At 63.0% G+C, this 17,865-nt stretch carries 21 protein-coding genes; 12 read left to right on the plus strand and 9 right to left on the minus strand.

Translation table 11 applies throughout. The features are described 5' to 3' along the window. Window positions 1-3: 3 nt before the first annotated feature. Genes ACSQ84_RS14215 through ACSQ84_RS14235 form a run of 5 tightly spaced genes read left to right on the plus strand, consistent with a single transcriptional unit; the run spans window position 4 to window position 4,574 of the window. Entirely contained in the window at window positions 4-891 is an 888-nt protein-coding gene (locus ACSQ84_RS14215; RefSeq protein WP_436212316.1) for an ABC transporter permease, read from the plus strand. A gap of 4 nt (window positions 892-895) precedes the next feature. Further along, window positions 896-1,975 (plus strand): ABC transporter ATP-binding protein, encoded by a 1,080-nt coding sequence (locus ACSQ84_RS14220; RefSeq protein WP_436212317.1) that lies wholly within the window; start codon window positions 896-898, stop codon window positions 1,973-1,975. Window positions 1,976-1,990: 15 nt separating this feature from the next. Next, entirely contained in the window at window positions 1,991-2,188 is a 198-nt protein-coding gene (locus ACSQ84_RS14225; protein WP_436212318.1) for a hypothetical protein, read from the plus strand. Continuing rightward, entirely contained in the window at window positions 2,185-3,597 is a 1,413-nt protein-coding gene (locus tag ACSQ84_RS14230; RefSeq protein ID WP_436212319.1) for an amidase, read from the plus strand. Before ACSQ84_RS14225 ends, ACSQ84_RS14230 begins: the two co-directional genes overlap by 4 nt. Then, entirely contained in the window at window positions 3,594-4,574 is a 981-nt protein-coding gene (locus ACSQ84_RS14235; protein ID WP_436212320.1) for an ABC transporter ATP-binding protein, read from the plus strand. The genes ACSQ84_RS14230 and ACSQ84_RS14235 overlap by 4 nt, the downstream gene beginning before the upstream one ends. A 233-nt stretch (window positions 4,575-4,807) precedes the next feature. Here the strand turns inward: ACSQ84_RS14235 and ACSQ84_RS14240 are convergent, their stop codons facing one another. Next, window positions 4,808-4,981 (minus strand): hypothetical protein, encoded by a 174-nt coding sequence (locus ACSQ84_RS14240; RefSeq protein ID WP_436212321.1) that lies wholly within the window; start codon window positions 4,979-4,981, stop codon window positions 4,808-4,810. Between the two features lie 206 nt (window positions 4,982-5,187). Here ACSQ84_RS14240 and ACSQ84_RS14245 point away from each other — a divergent pair, with 206 nt between their 5' ends. From ACSQ84_RS14245 to ACSQ84_RS14255, 3 genes are all read left to right on the plus strand, one after another. Then, the gene (locus tag ACSQ84_RS14245) at window positions 5,188-5,451 is read left to right on the plus strand and encodes a GlsB/YeaQ/YmgE family stress response membrane protein (protein ID WP_436212322.1); all 264 of its coding nucleotides are present in this window, start codon (window positions 5,188-5,190) and stop codon (window positions 5,449-5,451) included. Window positions 5,452-5,715: 264 nt separating this feature from the next. Further along, window positions 5,716-7,455, plus strand: coding sequence for a type I secretion system permease/ATPase (locus ACSQ84_RS14250; RefSeq protein ID WP_436212323.1), 1,740 nt, complete (start codon window positions 5,716-5,718; stop codon window positions 7,453-7,455). Next, a complete protein-coding gene (locus tag ACSQ84_RS14255) occupies window positions 7,452-8,759 on the plus strand; it encodes an HlyD family type I secretion periplasmic adaptor subunit (RefSeq protein WP_436212324.1) in 1,308 nt (435 codons plus the stop codon). Before ACSQ84_RS14250 ends, ACSQ84_RS14255 begins: the two co-directional genes overlap by 4 nt. 139 nt (window positions 8,760-8,898) lie before the next feature. Here the strand turns inward: ACSQ84_RS14255 and ACSQ84_RS14260 are convergent, their stop codons facing one another. Beyond that, window positions 8,899-9,327, minus strand: coding sequence for a hypothetical protein (locus tag ACSQ84_RS14260; protein ID WP_436212325.1), 429 nt, complete (start codon window positions 9,325-9,327; stop codon window positions 8,899-8,901). A gap of 245 nt (window positions 9,328-9,572) precedes the next feature. Next, window positions 9,573-10,463, minus strand: a complete 891-nt coding sequence (locus ACSQ84_RS14265) for a hypothetical protein (RefSeq protein WP_436212326.1) — start codon at window positions 10,461-10,463, stop codon at window positions 9,573-9,575. A gap of 272 nt (window positions 10,464-10,735) precedes the next feature. Here ACSQ84_RS14265 and ACSQ84_RS14270 point away from each other — a divergent pair, with 272 nt between their 5' ends. Continuing rightward, the gene (locus tag ACSQ84_RS14270; RefSeq protein WP_436212327.1) at window positions 10,736-11,587 is read left to right on the plus strand and encodes a metal-dependent phosphohydrolase; all 852 of its coding nucleotides are present in this window, start codon (window positions 10,736-10,738) and stop codon (window positions 11,585-11,587) included. Between the two features lie 22 nt (window positions 11,588-11,609). Here the strand turns inward: ACSQ84_RS14270 and ACSQ84_RS14275 are convergent, their stop codons facing one another. The 3 genes from ACSQ84_RS14275 to ACSQ84_RS14285 form a co-directional block, all read right to left on the minus strand. After that, window positions 11,610-11,897, minus strand: coding sequence for a hypothetical protein (locus ACSQ84_RS14275; protein ID WP_436212328.1), 288 nt, complete (start codon window positions 11,895-11,897; stop codon window positions 11,610-11,612). A gap of 178 nt (window positions 11,898-12,075) precedes the next feature. Next, window positions 12,076-12,558 carry a CinA family protein gene (locus tag ACSQ84_RS14280; RefSeq protein WP_436212329.1) on the minus strand — a complete coding sequence of 161 codons (483 nt, stop codon included), beginning with the start codon at window positions 12,556-12,558 and terminating at the stop codon, window positions 12,076-12,078. Between the two features lie 6 nt (window positions 12,559-12,564). Next, window positions 12,565-13,545 (minus strand): MBL fold metallo-hydrolase, encoded by a 981-nt coding sequence (locus tag ACSQ84_RS14285; RefSeq protein WP_436212330.1) that lies wholly within the window; start codon window positions 13,543-13,545, stop codon window positions 12,565-12,567. Between the two features lie 141 nt (window positions 13,546-13,686). Here ACSQ84_RS14285 and ACSQ84_RS14290 point away from each other — a divergent pair, with 141 nt between their 5' ends. The 3 genes from ACSQ84_RS14290 to ACSQ84_RS14300 are packed head-to-tail and all read left to right on the plus strand — an operon-like array spanning window position 13,687 to window position 16,285. After that, window positions 13,687-14,772, plus strand: a complete 1,086-nt coding sequence (locus ACSQ84_RS14290) for an amidohydrolase family protein (protein ID WP_436212331.1) — start codon at window positions 13,687-13,689, stop codon at window positions 14,770-14,772. Beyond that, on the plus strand, window positions 14,769-15,872 hold the full coding sequence (locus tag ACSQ84_RS14295; protein WP_436212332.1) for an amidohydrolase family protein: 1,104 nt from the start codon (window positions 14,769-14,771) through the stop codon (window positions 15,870-15,872). Before ACSQ84_RS14290 ends, ACSQ84_RS14295 begins: the two co-directional genes overlap by 4 nt. After that, window positions 15,872-16,285, plus strand: a complete 414-nt coding sequence (locus tag ACSQ84_RS14300) for a Rieske (2Fe-2S) protein (protein ID WP_212442333.1) — start codon at window positions 15,872-15,874, stop codon at window positions 16,283-16,285. Before ACSQ84_RS14295 ends, ACSQ84_RS14300 begins: the two co-directional genes overlap by 1 nt. Before the next feature lie 36 nt (window positions 16,286-16,321). On the opposite strand, the gene ACSQ84_RS14305 is transcribed toward ACSQ84_RS14300, so the two are convergent. The 3 genes from ACSQ84_RS14305 to ACSQ84_RS14315 all read right to left on the minus strand — a co-directional run bounded on the left by ACSQ84_RS14305 (window position 16,322) and on the right by ACSQ84_RS14315 (window position 17,824). Continuing rightward, entirely contained in the window at window positions 16,322-16,618 is a 297-nt protein-coding gene (locus tag ACSQ84_RS14305; RefSeq protein ID WP_436212333.1) for an HU family DNA-binding protein, read from the minus strand. A 335-nt stretch (window positions 16,619-16,953) separates the two neighbouring features. Beyond that, a complete protein-coding gene (locus ACSQ84_RS14310; RefSeq protein ID WP_436212334.1) occupies window positions 16,954-17,238 on the minus strand; it encodes a hypothetical protein in 285 nt (94 codons plus the stop codon). A 172-nt stretch (window positions 17,239-17,410) separates the two neighbouring features. Continuing rightward, window positions 17,411-17,824 (minus strand): hypothetical protein, encoded by a 414-nt coding sequence (locus ACSQ84_RS14315; protein ID WP_436212335.1) that lies wholly within the window; start codon window positions 17,822-17,824, stop codon window positions 17,411-17,413. Window positions 17,825-17,865 lie beyond the last annotated feature (41 nt).

Below are 17,865 nucleotides of genomic sequence, written 5' to 3' on the forward strand. Positions count from 1 at the left end.
CGCATGAGCGCGATCACAGATACCGCACTTCAAGCCGCGCCCGCGACCCAGGCGCGCGGCTATTGGGCCACGGTCGGCCGCCGCATCCGGCGCGACAAGGTCAGCATGGTCTGCGCCTTCATCCTGGCGCTGATCTTTCTGTCGGCGTTGTGCGCGCCGTGGCTCGGTCTCGCCGATCCCTATCAGGGTTCGATGATCCGCAGGCTTCGCCATATCGGCACGCCGAACTATCCGCTCGGCACCGATGAGCTCGGCCGCGACATGCTGGCGCGGCTGATCTATGGCGGGCGGCTGTCGCTGATCATCGGCATTCTGCCGGTCATTCTCGCGTTCTTTATCGGCACATCGTTGGGGCTGATCGCGGGCTACGTCGGCGGCAAGCTCAACACCGCGATCATGCGCACTGTCGACGTGTTCTATGCGTTTCCCTCGGTGCTGCTGGCGATCGCGATCTCGGGCGCACTGGGCGCCGGCATCGTCAACTCGATCGTCTCGCTCACGATCGTGTTCGTGCCGCAGATCACCCGCGTCGCCGAGAGCGTCACCACCGGCGTCCGCAACATGGATTTCGTAGAGGCCGCGCGCGCTTCCGGCGCCGGGCCCTTCACCATCATGCGCGTGCACATGCTCGGCAATGTGCTGGGCCCGATCTTCGTCTATGCCACCGGCCTGATCTCGGTGTCGATGATCCTCGCCGCCGGGCTTTCGTTCCTCGGCCTCGGCACCAAACCGCCGGAGCCGGAATGGGGCTTGATGCTCAACACGCTGCGCACCGCGATCTACGTCAATCCGTGGGTCGCGGCCTTACCCGGCGTCATGATCTTTGCGGTGTCGATCTGCTTCAACCTGCTCAGCGACGGCATGCGCAGCGCCATGGACATCAGGAACTGACGCGATGAACGAGACCAGCCCCGCAGTTCTGGAAAAGATCGAGGACGTCGGCGGCGCCGCGCAGCCGCTGCTGCAGGTCAACGGCCTGACCAAGCATTTCCCGGTGCGCGGCGATCTGTTCAGCGCGCGCAAGACCGTGCGCGCCGTCGATGACGTCTCGTTTTCGATCGCCAAGGGCGAAACCGTCGGGATCGTCGGCGAATCCGGCTGCGGCAAGTCGACCACCGCGCGCCTCCTGATGCATCTGATGAAGTCGGATGCCGGCGAGATCATCTATGACGGCATGCAGGTCGGCCGCGCTCTCTCATTACGCGAACTGCGCCGCGGCATGCAGATGGTGTTCCAGGACAGCTACGCCTCGCTCAACCCACGCCTCACCATCGAAGATTCGATCGCGTTCGGCCCGAAGGTCCACGGCATGGCGGATGCCGCGGCGCGGACGCTGGCGCGCGAGTTGCTCGGCAAGGTCGGCTTGCGGCCGGAAACCTTTGCCAACCGCTATCCGCACGAGATTTCCGGCGGCCAGCGGCAGCGCGTCAACATCGCGCGCGCGCTGGCGCTGTCGCCGCGCCTCGTCATCCTCGACGAAGCGGTGTCGGCGCTGGATAAATCGGTCGAAGCCCAGGTGCTCAATCTGCTCGCCGATCTCAAGCGCGAATTCGGCCTGACATATCTCTTCATCAGCCACGATCTCAACGTGGTGCGTTACATCTCGGACCGCGTGCTGGTGATGTATCTCGGTGAGGTCGTCGAACTCGGTCCGGTTGACAAGGTGTGGGACGAGCCGGCGCATCCCTATACAAAGGCGCTGCTGGCGGCGATGCCGTCGGCCGATCCTGATAATCGCACGCAGACGCCGCCGATCACCGGCGATCCGCCCAATCCGATCGATCCGCCGTCCGGTTGCCGGTTTCACACCCGTTGTCCCTATGCGGAGCCGCTCTGCGCAAATGCGACGCCAAAACTCAGCGATCTCGATACAATGGGTCACCAGGCGGCGTGCTACATGGCTATTCCCGGATCGGGGCATAGCCGCGCTCCGGCCAAGGAAACGACCAAAGAAACGACCAAGGAAAACGGATAAGGGAGCAAATCCGCAATGACAAAACCCAGTCCAAAAGAGGTCAAGGTCATGACCGATGTCGCAGGCGTGCCGGCTAGCGCCGAAATCGCCGAGCGGATCGCCAATTCCATCGGGCCGGCGTTCGAGAATTTCGCGCCGGTTGCCGGCACCCTGCCGTTCGATCTGGAACCCGCCAGCTTTCTGCTGGCGCAGAATCTGAAGGTGTCGAAATGAGCACCGAACCGGCCCTGATGTCGCTGGTCGCGGTCGCCAAGGCGATCGCGTCAAAGGAAGTTTCATCGCGCGAGGTGACAAAGTCCTGCCTCGACCGCATCGCGCAATGGCAACCGCGTCTCAACGCCTTCATGGCGATCGAGGCGGAGGAGGCGTTGGCGGCGGCCGATGCCGCCGATGCTGATCTTGCCAAAGGCAAAGCCAGTGGCGTGCTGCATGGCGTGCCCTTGGCGCACAAGGACATGTATTACGAGGCCGGCAAGGTGGTAACCTGCGGTTCGAAGATCCGCCGCGATTTCGTCGCCACCACGACCTCGACCGCGCTGCAGCGCCTGAAGGACGCCGGCACGGTCAGGCTCGGCTCGCTGCAGATGGTGGAGTTCGCCTACGGACCGACCGGCCACAATCCGCATTACGGCGCGGTGCGCAATCCCTGGAATGTCGATCACATCACCGGCGGCTCGTCGTCCGGCTCGGGTTCGGCGGTCGCCGCACGGCTGACCTTTGCGGCGCTGGGATCGGATACCGGCGGCTCGATCCGGATGCCCGCGCATTTCTGCGGCGTCACCGGATTGAAGACCACGGTCGGCCGCGTCAGCCGCGCCGGTGCGATGCCGCTGTCGCAATCGCTCGATACGGTCGGGCCGCTGGCGCAGAGCGCGGAAGACTGCGCGCTGCTGCTGGGACTGATGGCCGGCACCGACCCTGATGACCTCACCGCATCCACGCTGCCGGTGCCGGACTATATGGCGGCGACCAAAGGCTCGCTCAGGGGCCTCAAGATCGGCGTGCCGACCGCGTTCTATGTCGACGATCTCGACGCCGAAGTGGCGCGGGTGCTCGACGAGACGATCGCGACGCTGAAGAAAGAGGGCGCCGAAATCGTCTCGGTCGAACTGCCAGATCAGCGTCAGCTCACGGCCGCCTGCCAGTTGGTGCTCGCGACCGAAGCCGCCACCTTCCACAAAAGATGGATGATCGAGCGTCCGCAGGATTATGGCGCCCAGGTGCTGATGCGGCTGCAGAACGGTCTTGCGATTCCGGCAGTGTCGTATCTGGAAGCGATGCGCTGGCGCGGTCCGGCGCTGGCGGCGTATCTCGCTGCGGTCGCCGGCACCGATGCCGTGATCGCGCCGGTCGCGCCGATGCCGGCGGTGACCATCGCCGAAAGCGATGTCGGCAACAGCCTCGACGCGGAAGCCGTGATCCAGCGGATCACCAGGTTTACGCGCCCGATCAATTACCTCGGCCTGCCGGCGCTTTCGATTCCCTCTGGCTTCACCAAAAGCGGCTTGCCGGTCGGCCTGCAGCTGATCGGCCGTTCCTTTGACGAAGCGATGCTGCTGCGGATCGGCGCGGCCTTCCAGCGCGCCACCGACTACCACCAACAGGTACCCAAACCGGCATGACCAACCTCGTCGACATCCGAAATCTCAGCATCCGCTTCACCGGCGAGCGCACCGTGCACGCCGTCAACGACATCTCGCTCTCGCTCGGCGAGGGCGAGGTGCTCGGTCTCCTGGGCGAGTCCGGTTCGGGCAAGAGCGTGACGTTGCGCGCGCTGATGCGGCTGTTGCCGAAGAAGCGGACGCAGATTTCGGGCAGCGTGAACGTTCTGGGCCGCGACGTGCTGGCGCTTGATGACGACGAATTGTCGGCGTTTCGCGGCCAGACCGTATCGATGATTTTTCAGGAGCCGGCGCTGGCGCTCGATCCGGTCTATACGATCGGCCGCCAGATTTCCGAATCCGTGATGCGCCACGAAGGCAAGAGCGAGAAGGAAGCCACCGCGCGGGCGCTGGAAATGCTCGAGGTGGTGCGGATTCCCTCCGCCAGGCGCCGCCTCGATGCCTATCCGCACGAAATGAGCGGCGGCATGCGGCAGCGCGCGATGATCGCCCTCGCACTGGCCTGCAAGCCGAAAATCCTGTTGGCCGACGAGCCTACCACGGCGCTCGACGCCACCGTGCAGATCCAGATTCTCCTGCTGCTGCGCGAGTTGCAGCGCGAGTTCGGCATGTCGGTTATTTTCGTGACCCACGACATCGGCGTCGCCATTGAAATCTGCGACCGCGTCGCCGTCATGTATGCCGGCCAGATCGTCGAGCAGGGCACGTTGCGCGACATCGTGCGGACGCCGGTGCATCCCTATGCGCGCGGGCTGCTGGCGTCGACCACCCACGGCGCCAAGCGCGGCCAGCGGCTGGAGACCATCCCCGGCACGCCGCCATCGCTCGACAAGGCGCCGGTGAGCTGTTCGTTCGCGCCGCGATGCACGCTCGCGCAGCCGCGCTGCGCTGAGCAGACGCCGCCAAATGTGCCGGTTTCACCGCACCGCGTGGCACGATGCTTCCTGGCGACGCCGGCCGAGGCGGCGGCGAACTGATTGGGGTCCTACCGTTATAGGGCGTTATCTCACAACTCGTCATGCCCGGCCTTGCCGCCTTCGCTAAAGCTTCGGTGTGCCGACCACTCGTGGCCACGTCGAAGCCCTGGCGGAGACGGGTGCCGGGCATCCACGTCTTTGCAGCACGCAAGCAAGAAAGACGTGGATGGCCGGGCGTAGGCGAGCGGAAGCGACGCCGTCCTTCGGACGGCTATGCCCGGCCATGACGGAAGCTATCCACCCAGTCCCGGATCGGCCCAACGCTCGATCTGGGCGGGTCCAATGACCCGCTTGGGCTGATGTGGATTGAGGGTGCCTGCGCTCGCGGACCAGCCCTTTGCCAGAACCTGCATCGCGAACAGCTTGGCGTCGACTTCCGTTTTGAATTTGCGGGTCGAACGGACCATGCTCGTCGCACTCTCGTCGTTCCGGTCCGGCCCAAAAGTTACATACCAAATATCCGGTTGTGTCATGGCGGCATAACGCCTGTGGTGGCGGAAAGTTTCGCCGCGGAGGCCGGACGGCGGCACCGGTTTCGGGTCGTCACACCGGAGAATCAACGGTAGGCTAAACCGCAGCGTCAGATGGCGCGCGCGAGCCGGGAGATTTTCAGGTGCACGTATCCAACCAGGGCATTTTGGTCATCCTGTTGATCGGGCTCGTCGCCGGCTGGCTGGCCGGCAAGATCGTGCGCGGCACCGGCTTTGGCCTAATCGGCGACATCCTCGTCGGCATCGGCGGCGCGCTGGTTGCAAATCTTCTGTTGCCCAAGCTCGGCATACTCATCGGCACCGGCGTGGTCCGCGAGATCATCAATGCCACGATCGGCGCCGTCATCCTGCTGCTGGTGGTTCGGCTGGTTCGTGGCCGCAGGTAGCCGGAAAAAATCAGCCGCGACCCACCCGCTGGCGGCTGCCAGTCCGCGTCAGGATCGGGAGTATTGCAAAGCCCAAACCCCGGCAAATCCCGCGCCGAACTCCGCGAAACCCGTTCCGTCGGCTCGGTTCCCGGCTTTTTCGGCCAGGCGTCCTGCCGCCTGCGGCTGAACCGTATTCAGGTTAACGTGACTTAAATAGACGCTGGCCACAAACATCGGTAGAACCAGCCCGTTACCTAATCCCTTTTGAAGAGACACGAATTAATGGCAGCTGCTCCCGGCGTCCGGCGGTCCGAACTCGGTGTAGCGCTGCGCGCCTGCCGCAACGCGTTCATCGGCGTCGGCATCATGAGTTGCGCGATCAATCTGCTGTACCTGACCGGCTCGATCTTCATGCTGGAGGTCTATGACCGCGTGATCCCGAGCCGGAGCGTACCGACCCTGATCGGCCTCGTCGTGCTCGCCGGCGGACTATACGTCGCCCAGGGCGGTCTCGACCTGATCCGGGGCCGCATTCTCGGCCGCATCGGAACCGCACTCGACGAAGCCATCAATGCCCGCGTGTTCGACACCGTCGTGCGCCTGCCGCTGATGGTGGGCGCCCGCAACGAAGGCCTGCAGCCGCTGCGCGACCTCGATAACGTGCGCTCCTTCCTCGGCAGCCAGGGGCCGGGCGCGTTCTTCGATCTGCCTTGGCTGCCGTTCTACCTCGCCATTTGCTTTGCATTCCACTGGCTGCTGGGCCTGACCGCGCTGGTCGGCGCCATCATCCTGGTGATTCTCACCGTGATCACCGAACTGATGTCGCGCCAGCCGGCCAAAGACGCCATGACGCTGGCGGCGCGGCGCAACGATCTGGCGGCGACCAGCCGCCGCAACGCCGAAGTGCTGGTCGCGATGGGCATGGCCGGAAGGCTGACCAAGCGCTGGACCGAGGCCAACGAGAGCTATCTGGCCGGCAACCAGCGCGCCAGCGACGTCGCGGGCGGCCTTGGCGCAATCGCCAAGGTGCTGCGCATGATGCTGCAATCGGCGGTGCTGGCGGTCGGCGCCTATCTGGTGATCCATCAGGAGGCGTCCGGCGGCATCATCATTGCGGGCTCGATCCTGAGCGCGCGGGCGCTGGCGCCGGTCGATTTGGCGATCGCGCACTGGAAGGGTTTTGTCGCGGCGCGCCAGAGCTGGCATCGCCTCAACAAGCTGCTTGAACAGATGCCGGCGCAGAACACGCAGACCTTGCTGCAGAGCCCGTCGAAGCGGCTGTCGGTCGAGGGCGTCACCATCGTGGCGCCCGGCGATCAGCGGGTCATCGTCCAGGACATCACTTTCACGGTCGAGGCCGGCACCGGCGTCGGCGTGATCGGACCCAGTGGATCGGGCAAGTCGTCGCTGATCCGTGCGTTGGTGGGTGTCTGGACGCCGGTCCGCGGCAAGGTCCGGCTTGACGGTGCGGCGCTCGACCAATGGTCGTCAGATGTGATCGGCTGTCACATCGGCTATCTGCCGCAGGACGTCGAATTGTTCGCCGGCTCGATCGCCCATAATATTTCCCGTTTCGATCCCGACGCCAAATCGGATGCGATCATCGCCGCGGCCAAGGAGGCCGGCGTGCACGACATGATCATCAAGATGCGCGAGGGCTATGACACCCAGATCGGCGAGCAGGGGGCCGCGTTGTCGGCAGGGCAGGCGCAGCGCGTCGGGCTGGCGCGGGCGCTGTATGGCCATCCGTTCCTGATCGTGCTCGACGAGCCGAATTCCAACTTGGACACCGAGGGCGACGAGGCGCTGACCCGCGCGGTTCGCGGCGCGCGCGCGCGCGGCGCCGTCGTGATCGTGGTGGCGCACCGGCCGATCGGCATCGAGGCGGTCGACCAGTTGCTGGTGCTGAAGGACGGCCGCATGCAGGCGTTCGGGCCGAAGGAAACCGTGCTCGGCCAGGTGCTGCAGCGCGTCGCGCCACCGGCGCCGATCAAGATCGTTGCCCCCGGAGCCAAGTCATGAGCGAGGAGTTGCAAGGCGCCCGCCGTTCGATACGGTCGCATCTGGTCGTTGGCCTGGCGCTGATGCTGGTGCTGGTCGGCGGATTCGGCGGCTGGGCCTCGACGGTGCCGATCTCGGGCGCGCTGATCGCGCCCGGCTCGGTGGTGGTCGATTCCAACGTCAAGAAGGTGCAGCATCCGACCGGCGGCGTCGTCGGCGAAGTGCGGGTGCGTGACGGCGACACCGTCAAGGCCGGCGACATCGTGGTCCGTCTCGACGAGACCGTGGTCAAGGCGAGCCTTTCGATCGTCGTCAAAACCCTCAATGGGCTGTTGGCGCGCGCGGCACGGCTGGAGGCCGAACAGCGCGGTCTCGACACGATCAAGTTTCCCGCGTTGCTGACCGATCGCGCCGAGGATCCCGATGTCAGGGACGTCATGGCCAGCGAAACCAAATTGTTCGAGGTTCGCGTCAACGGCCGGGCTGGGCAAAAGGCCCAATTGCGCGAGCGCGTGATGCAGCTGAAAGAGGAGATCGAGGGCCTTTCGGCGCAGGAAAAGGCCAAGGACAAGGAAATCGCCTTGGTCGAAAAGGAACTGGTCGGCGTCCGCCAGCTCTACGATCAGCGGCTGATCCAGATCTCACGCCTGACCACGCTGGAGCGCGATTCCGCCCGGCTGTCGGGCGAACGCGCGCAATACATCGCCTCGCGCGCGCAGGCCAAGGGCAAGATCACCGAAACCGAGCTGCAGATCATCCAGATCGACAAGGAACTGGTCAGCGAGGTCTCCAAGGATTTGCGCGAGACCAACGACAAGATCGGCGAATTCGTCGAGCGCAAGGTCACCGCGGAAGATCAGCTGCGCCGCATCGACATCCGGGCGCCGCAGGCCGGCATGGTGCTGCAGTCGACGGTTCATACCGTCGGCGGCGTGATCACCGCCGGCGACGCCATCATGATGATCGTGCCGCAGGCCGAGGATCTCTCGGTCGAGGCCAAGGTCAATCCGCAGGACATCGACAAGCTGCAGATCGGCCAGAAGACCTTGCTGCGGCTATCGGCCTTCAACCAGCACACCACGCCGGAACTGAACGGCAAGGTCACAAGGGTTTCGGCCGACGTCACCACCGAGCAGCGCACCGGGCAAAGCTATTACACCATCCGCGTCTCGATGCCGCCGGAAGAAGTCGCCCGCCTCGGCGCCAACAAGCTGATCCCGGGCATGCCGGTGGAAGCCTTCGTGCAAACCGGCGACCGCACCATGTTCTCGTATCTGATGAAGCCGTTGAGCGATCAGCTGATGCGCTCGTTCAGGGAGAAGTAAGTTGCTGCCGTCCCTGCGAACGCAGGGACCCATACGCCGTGTCGGTAGTTGCGAGAGACGGGTGTTCGACGACTGTACCTAATCACGAAAGCCTGTGGTTATGGGTCCCTGCGTTCGCAGGGACGACACTGACGGCCAATCAATAGCACCGCGTGATGTTGATGGTCTTCTGCCCGTTGCGTCCGGGAACGGTGACGGGCTCCGAGGAACAACTCGACACATAGGGCCGGTCGGACGGGATGACATTCGGCGGATACCGATGCGCCCAGTCCCAGGGCACATCATACGTATAGGTGTAACGGATATCGCGGGATGCCGGTTGCGCAAACTCGGCCAGCGGCGCGCCATTCCCATTGCTGGGCGAATAGTAATAGCCGCCTGCACCCGGCCAGTAGGTCCCGACATGGTGCCGGCGGTGATGTCCGAAACCGTGGACGGCCGGTGAATGCGGCCCCGCACGCACGCCACCGGGCGCGGCGCCCGATCTTGCGAATGTCTCGTTCGCGGCAAGCAAGAGCGCGGCTGCGCTGACGGAGGCGACAAGCGCCCAATGCATTCTGTACGCCATGGCACATACCGATCGTTGGTTTCTGTGGCTCCCCAACGCACGCTAGGTCGGGCCCCCGGTGGCCGCAAACCCATCCTTAATTATTGGTTAAGATGTAATGTTAACAGGCAGCCTGCTATCGAAGGATCTCGGCCGAAAGTGCTCCACATTTCATGGGGTTGCTTTCTTTGCATGGGGTTGTTTTCGCGATTTTGCGCCGGGGCTCCCTTTGATGCAGGCCCATCGCGCGTCGAAGACGAGCCAGGCTATCGCCTGTCATACTCGTTCGGTCCCATCGCCCAGGCCCATTGTTCGTGCCCGGGCGCATAGGTGCGGTTGGTCTCTGCCGGATTGCGGTTGATCAGCGGCCGCATGAACATCGGGTGCGTGGCGCTGCGCACCTCGTGTTCGACGGTGAACAGGTGCCTGCCGGTGTCGAGGTCGACGATGTCCTTGAAGCGGTACTGGTAGGCGTTGTCCTCCTGCGAGACCAGATCGCGCTCCAGCAGCTTGCGGTAGGGGCCCGAGAAATTGGTGATGTAGATCTGCACGTGGTGGCCGTCGAATTCCGGCTGCGGCCGGTCGGTCTCGCGGAACTGCAGATACTGGTCCTTGCCGACCTTGATGCGCGCCATGGCGCCGTCGCCGTTTTTGAGTTCGGCCGGCATTCCCATGATCTCGGGATAGAAGGCGCAGATGGCTTTCGTGGTGCCGACCGGCACGTCGAACTCGACATAGGGAATGCCGAGCGTGATGCGCCCGAAGCGCGCGGCGTCCGGCTCATAGCAGCGCACCCGATTGCCCCACGGGCAGATCGCCTCGACGTGGTCATTGCGTTCGCTGAACCCGAACCTGGTGCCTTCGAGTTTCCCGGCGACCGACGCCAGCCGTTCGAGCAGCGCCGCGCGGCCTGACATCACGATGCCGGTATGGCCGCGAACCACCTGCGGCGCGCCGTCAGGCAAATGAAACTGGCTCTTGCCGACATTGACCCACATGTTGCTGTCGGACACCATCAAATAGGGATCGCGGGTCAGCCCGAGGCCGGCGACATAGAACAGCGTCGCCAGCCGTTGATCGGGCACCGTCACGTTGACATGTTCGAAGTGGATCGAGTTGCCGAGATCCTCTGCGGCGCGGTTGAACGGCTGTTGCATGGATACGATCCTTGAAGCGCTTTTGCCCGATTATAGTCATGCGCGGGACCCTGATCCAGCCGTCGCCGCGACGGCAGAGCAGGTATCTTCCCCGAGCGCACCAAGCGCATCGCCGATCGGACATTTGAAAAGGGTGCGACGGATATACCCAGCCGATCGTGCTGGGATTGGTGATAGGATAGCTTCGATAGGCAAGCGATCGGAAAGCCGGGATCCGCGGCACAGGCCGTCGTCACGGCGTGAACCACAGTCAGACGGGAGCGGGTGCCGAGATGATCACAATCCCCCAATTGACTGCGCAAGCCCTGGGTTCGTTCCTGTCACGGGAAACCGAGGGACGGTTCGGCGCCTCGCATTCCGATTTGACGAAACTACTGCCTTTTGCCGCGAGGCTGACCCTGGAGTGCATCGGCAACAGCGATGCGCTGTACCACAACATCGAGCACACCATGCTGGTGACGCTGGTGGGCCACGACATCCTGGTCGGCCGCGCGCTGGCGCGCGCCACCACCGCCGACGACTACGCGAACTTCATCATGGCCTGCCTAGCCCATGATATCGGATATGTGCGCGGCGTCGTCCAGGGCGACGAGGATGACGCCTTTGTTGCGGACCTCAGTGGCCGCAAGGTCCATTTGCCGGTTGGATCGTCCGACGCCGCGCTCGCGCCTTACCATGTTGACCGCTCAAAGCTGTTCGTGATCGAGCGGCTGGATGCCGTGGAGGAAGTCGACGCGGCCCGGATTGCCCGGGCGATCGAGTATACTCGCTTTCCCTACGCGACGGTGCCGAACGACGGTGACGACCTCAACGAGGAGGAGGGATTGCTGCTCCGCGCCGCCGACCTGATCGGCCAGCTCGGCGATCCCAATTACATGCGCAAGTCGAATGCGCTGTTTTACGAATTCGAGGAGATCGGGTTGAACAAGACGCTGGGCTACGCGACGCCCGCCGACATCGTTTATCGGTTTCCGCAGTTCTACTGGACCAATGTCGCGCCGCAGATTCAGCTTGCGATCCGCTATCTCAATGTCACCTCCAGCGGCCGGCAATGGATCGCCAACCTGCACAGCAACGTCTTCCGCGCGGAGCGGGAGGTGAATCTGTCGGGACCGCAGCGCTAGCTGCGTTGCGGTCCGAACGTCATTACGACATCATCGACTGGCGCTGGCGAAATTCCTGCAACGCCGAGCGCTCCTTGGCGGCTTCCGCCAATCCGCCGCCGATTTGATTGCGATTGATGCCCATATCCATCAGCTCCCTGTCGCTGAGACTGCGCAGGATGACGAGATTGGCCTGCTGCTCACGCTGGGCAATCAGCTTTGCGATGTAATTATTGATCCTGCGGCCAAGCCAAACCTGCCATGATCTGAAAGTGCTCCGGATCGAGCCGGTCGTGATAAAAGTGCTGGACGTATTGTTTAGCATCGACATGTTGTTTCTCCTTTGAAACGGTGACACCCCCTTTCGTGAGTGCAACATGCCCGATGCGGGCTCCCATGACTTTCAGAGTAGCGCGATTTGTTCTTCTGATTAGCTTGAGATGGTCTTGATGTTGATCAATTGGACCAGCCGCGTGTGAAGCAGTTCACATTTGGCGCGCCGCATCGCCTCACTTCGACAAGTTCTCCAGCAACAGGTTCAGCGCCGTGCTCGCGAACTTCTGCATATTCGCCTGGCGGTCCGCGCTGCCGGTCTCCAGCGTGATCACCTGCTGCTGTGGACCCGCGACCGCCATGCAGCTGTGGCCGGCGGCGTCGCCGTAACGGTTGCCGGTCGGTCCCGTGGCGCCGGTCTCGGACAGGCCCCAGTCGGTGGAAAAACGCTGGCGCACCTGATTGGCCAGCAGTTTGGCGTAAGGCTCCGACGCCGAGCGGAGGCCCTTCATCGCCTCATCGGAAATATCCATCAGGATGCGCCGCGCGTCGCGGGTGTAGACCACGCCGCCGCCGAGGAAATAGGCCGACGCGCCGGGCACCGAGAGCAGCGCTGCCGAGATCAGGCCGCCGGTCGAGGACTCCGCGATTGCTATGGTTTGTTTCCGCTCGATCAGCTTGATGGCGATTTTCTCGGCGATACCAACCAGTTCTTTCATGTTCCCTCAACTCCGGCGCAGCATGCGTTTCAGCAGCGACTTCTTGTCAGGCTTGTCTGCCAGCGAATGATAGACGACGCGAATGAAATTCTTGGAGGCGAGCTCGGTCGGCGCCCATTTCTTGTCGAGGTCGGCAAACGGTTTTGCCGCCACCACATCGTCCTCGCTCTTGCCTTCCTTCACCAGCTTGGCCATGCGGTCGCGCGCGGTTACCAGCATGGCGCGGTATTCGGTCAGCGCGGCCTTGTCGGCGACCGGGCCGTGGCCCGGCACGATGCGGGTCCTGGCGTTGGTCATTTTGAGATAGGCGTTGGTCGCTGCGATCATGCCCCTGATGTTGCCGCCATTGGCGAAATCGATGTTGGGATAGCGGCCGTTGGTAAAAGTGTCGCCGGTCGACAGCACGTTGGCGGTCTTGAACCACACATAGGTGTCGCCGTCGGTATGGGCGTGGGCGACGTGCCGGAGATCGGCGACGCGGCCGGGCAGCCGGAGCTTGAGCGTCCCGCCGGCATAGGTCTTCTTCGGCAGCGCGGCTGGAGCGGCCGGCGGCGTCTTGACGCCAGTCAGGCCGTTGGTGGTGCCCTCCGCCAGGCGAATCTTGACGTTGACGTCGGCAACGATGGTGGCGCCGTCCCTGGCAAAGGCTTCATTCCCGCCGGTGTGATCGCCGTGATAATGGGTGTTGACGAGATATTTGATCGGCAAATTGGAAATGGTTGAAATCGCGGCCTTGATCTTGTCGTGCAGCGGCGCGAACTGGCCGTCGACCATGATGATGCCGGTTTTGCCCACCGCCACCGTGATGTTCCCGCCCTGACCTTCGAGCATGTAGACGTTGTCGCCGAGATCCGTGGTCTTGATCTCGACCTTGGAGAAATCGACCGGCGGCGGTGCTGCTGACGGGGCAGGGGGCGCCTGCTGCGCGGCTGCTGCGCCCGCCAGCAAAAGGGTGATGGCAAACGCCGTGCTTCCAGTCCGAATCATCAAAATCTCCTAAGGGCCGACCCATGTTTTCCTAGCACAGGGGGCTGGCGTTTGCCGAGTTGCGGCTCGCCGATCAGCCTGCTTGAATGGGGCCCAAGAACCAAGCGGCGTGGCCTACAAGATGCCGTGAGAGGAAACATCATGACGTCACCGATCGCTGGCGGCGTGGATTGCGACCTGCATCCCGCGGTGCCTCATCTGACCACCCTGCTGCCGTACATGAACGATTACTGGCGCGACCAGGTGACGACGCGCGGCATGACCGACCTGGTGTCGCAATCCTATCCGGCCAATTCGCCCATCAGCGCGCGCCCGGACTGGCGTCCGGCGCAGGGCAAGCCGGGCTCCAGCCTGGCCGACATGCAGAAGCAGGCGCTCGACCGGTTTCAGGTCAGCTACGGCATCTGCAATCCGCTCTATGGCGTGCAGATGGTGTTCTCCGAGGACATGCAGGACGCCTTCTGCCGCGCGCTGAACGACTGGCTGGTCAAGGAATGGCTCGACAAGGATCCCCGGCTGCGCGGCTCGATCGTGATCCCGACCCAGAGCGTGGAAAAATCCGTCGCCGAGATCGAGCGCTGCGCGAAGGACCCGCGATTCGTTCAGGTGTTGATGCTTGTCATGGGCGACATGCCGCTCGGCAAGCGCGCCTACTGGCCGATCTATGCCGCCGCCGAGCGACTGGGGCTCGCCGTCGGCGTCCATGCCGGCAGCGCCTATCTCAACCCGCCGACCTCGGTCGGCTGGGGTTCCTATCACATCGAGGATTACGTCGCCCAGGCGCAGGCGTTCCAGACCCAGCTGACCAGCCTGATCGTCGAGGGCGTGTTCGCCCGGCATCCGAATCTCAAAATGGTGATGCTGGAAAGTGGCTTCACCTGGCTGCCGTCCTATCTGTGGCGGCTGCACAAGTTCTGGCGCGGGGTGCGGATGGAAACGCCCTGGGTCGACCGCGCGCCGCTGGAAATTGTGCGCAGCAATATCCGCTTTTCGCTGCAGCCGGTCGACGCGCCGCCCGATCCCGCCACGTTAAATCGCCTGTTCGACCATATGCAGTCCGACGAATTGCTCCTATTCTCGACCGACTATCCGCACTGGCAATTCGACGGCGACGAGGTGCTGCCGGAGGGGATTTCGCCAGACCTTGTGCGCAAGATCATGATCGATAATCCGCTCGCGACGTACCCTCGGCTGAAGCAGCCCGCACTCAAGGAGGCAACGCCATGAATGTGCAGTTCCGTCCGGAGCCCGCCGCTTCCACCAGCGTCAAAACCGCGATCGCCGATTGCGACATCCACCCGGCGCGCGCCACTGCAACCGAGCTTTATCCGTTCCTCGCCAAACGCTGGCACGCGCATCTCGAGACCTACGGCAAGCAGGCCTATCAGGGCATGATGGAAGGCCCGCCCTATCCGAAGGCGCAGCCCAACGCCTCGCGCCGCGACGCGTATCCGCCGGAAGGCGGCAAGCAAGGCTCCTCGCTCTCCTTCATGCAGCAGCAGCTGCTCGACCCCTACAATGTCGCGCTCGGCGTGCTCAATCCGCTCGACACCGGGCAGGGGCTGCGCAACCACGATCTCAGCGCCGCGCTGGCGACCGCGATCAACGACTGGCAGATCGAGAAATGGACCAGCAAAGATTCCCGCCTCAAGGGTTCGATCGTCGTCGGCAACGAGGATGGCCCCACCGCCGCCGCCGAAATCCGCAAGCGCGCCGGCGATCCGAATTTCGTTCAGGTGCTGCTGCTCAGCCGCAATGTCGAGCCGCTCGGGCAGCGCCGCTACTGGCCGATCTATGAGGCGGCGCAGGAGATCGGCCTGCCCGTCGGCGTGCACGCCTTCGGCTTCGGCGGCAATCCGATCACGGCGTCGGGCTGGCCGAGTTTTTACATCGAGGAGATGGTCGGCCACTCGCAGTGCCAGCAGACGGCGCTCGCCAGCCTGGTGCTCGAAGGCGTGTTCGAGCGCTATCCCAAACTGAAGATGGTGATGATTGAGGCCGGCTTCGGCTGGGCGCCGTCACTTTCATGGCGGCTCGACAAGAACTTCGAGCGGCTGCGCAGCGAGGTGCCGCATCTCAAGCGCCGTCCGTCGGAATATATCCGCGACCACATCTGGTGGACCACGCAGCCGATGGAAGACCCGGAACGCCGCGAGCATCTGTTCGAGGTCATCCAGTGGATCGGCTGGGACAAGCTGCTGTTCGCGACCGACTATCCGCACTGGGATTTCGACGAGCCCTCGCGCGTGCTGCCCCCCGGCGTCAGCGACGCCAACAAGCAGGCGTTCTATCTCGACAATGCGAAGAAGCTGTACGGGATCATTTGATGGCGCGGCATGTGATTGCCCCGGTGGATGAATTGCCGCCGGGGACGCGAAAATTCCTCACCATCGACGAGCGGCCGATCGCGATCTTTAACGTCAAGGGCGAGTTCTTCGGCCTGCTGAACCGCTGCCCGCATCAGGGCGCGGCCTTGTGCGAGGGACCGCTGATCGGGCTCGCGACCTCGTCCGATCCCGGCGAGATCGAGTATACAAAACTCGGCGAGATCATTCGCTGCCCCTGGCACGGCTGGGAATTCGATATCCGCACCGGGCAATCCTACTGCGACCCCAAACGCTTCCGCGCCCGCGCCTATCCCGTCAATGTCGAGCCCGGCACCAATCTGGTGAAGGGGCCATATGTGGCGGAGACCATCGCCGTGTCGGTCGAGAGCGATTATGTGGTGGTGGATCTGTAGCGGCCGTCATTCCCGCGAACGCCGGCCGCTTCGCTATCAAACCGCGTCTTTGGCAACCTTGAGCGGCGACGCCTTCACCGACTTGCTGGCCGGCTTGGCCGCGAATTCCATCGGCTCTTTCGTGAATGGATTGATGCCGCTGCGAGCTTCAGTCGCCGGCTTGTTCACGACCGACATCTTGACGAAGCCGGGAATGACGAACTCACCGGATTCATTCAGCTCTTTGTAGCCGACGGTGGCCATATGCTCGATGACGGCCTTGACGTCATTCTTGGAAATCTGCGTTCCCTCTGCGATTGCATCGATCAACTGATTCTTGGTCATCTTGGCCATCGAAAATACCTTTCTGTGTGGGGGAGGACGGATTGAAGCGCACGCGCTACGCTGGCTGCATAACTCGGTCTGGAGCGCGGCACGGCCACGCAAATCGCTTCCCGTTCATGGCTGCGGTCATGAAGCTACCGGGCTTAAAACCTATCGAGGGCCAAAACGCAAGCAGCAGATCGGCATGTGGGGAACCGCTTCCGAATTAATCGGCACCTGCAGGAGGCTCGTACAGTTGGGGCGCCGGCGCCCTGCGAGGCCGCGCGCTGATTCTGCCCCGATCATCTTGCAATGACACAACAAAACCTTGCAGCCGCAATGGAGATGCAGACCGTGGTCTGGCCCTAGCTTCGAGCTATGTGCTTGCCATCGACATGAATATTCAATCGCTTGTTGAAAAATCCGGACGCAAAAATCTCCACAACGCGGTTGGCTTCTCCGGTTTTCAGCGCACCACGCAGCAGGGCCGTGCGGTTGTAAAGAGACACGCCGGAAGATGAATCGGCCAGCTGCCCATCGATGTACAGCTTCAAAATCATCAATCCCGGTTTCTCCATATCCGGGACCGCGCTGCATGCGATCTGATGTCCCTCGAAGATCGTATTCACTTCCTCGGTAAACACACCCATTGCTTGATCTGCTTTATCCCGTTGCTTACCGAAATTGGCGACATCGCCGAGACGCGCAAGATAGCATCTGAGCCGGGTTATGTGGATGTACTTTGAGCTTGCACGAGACGCAGCCGGGACTACCCGCAGCCCTATGATGGGCCGTTACTGCGCCTCGCGCCCGGTGAGGATGCTACCTCACACTGACGAGATCGATGTACTTTCTGGCACTGCCGTCATAGTGGAAATGATACTCCTTGCCGTAGCGGTGGCAGTCGGTCTTTTGCGGCGAGCGATAGCTTTCCAGGGCTTTGTCCCGCCATTTCGCCTTGCCGGAAAGATCGTCGTCGAATTTGAGATAGAGCGTCGGCGACTGGCCGACTTTGCCTTGCCCGTACTCCCAGGTATGTGATGTGCGGCTGCCGGGGCTGATTGAACTCGACTCCCACTGGTCGTTGGCGCCCCACCTGGTCTTGTATCTCAACGTGATACTGGTCTTGTTTTCCAGGCAGGTCATTGCGAAACGATCTGCCGCCTCGGCCTTCCATGAGACGAGTGTGAGAACCAGGAGAACGGCCGATCCCTTGGCTACTGTGCTGCGTTGCATGTCACCTCTCCGTGTTGCAACGGGCTTTTTGAATTTCCCGC

The sequence above is a fragment of the Bradyrhizobium sp. LjRoot220 genome (assembly GCF_964252915.1).
In the GTDB taxonomy this organism is placed as follows: Bacteria; Pseudomonadota; Alphaproteobacteria; order Rhizobiales; family Xanthobacteraceae; genus Bradyrhizobium.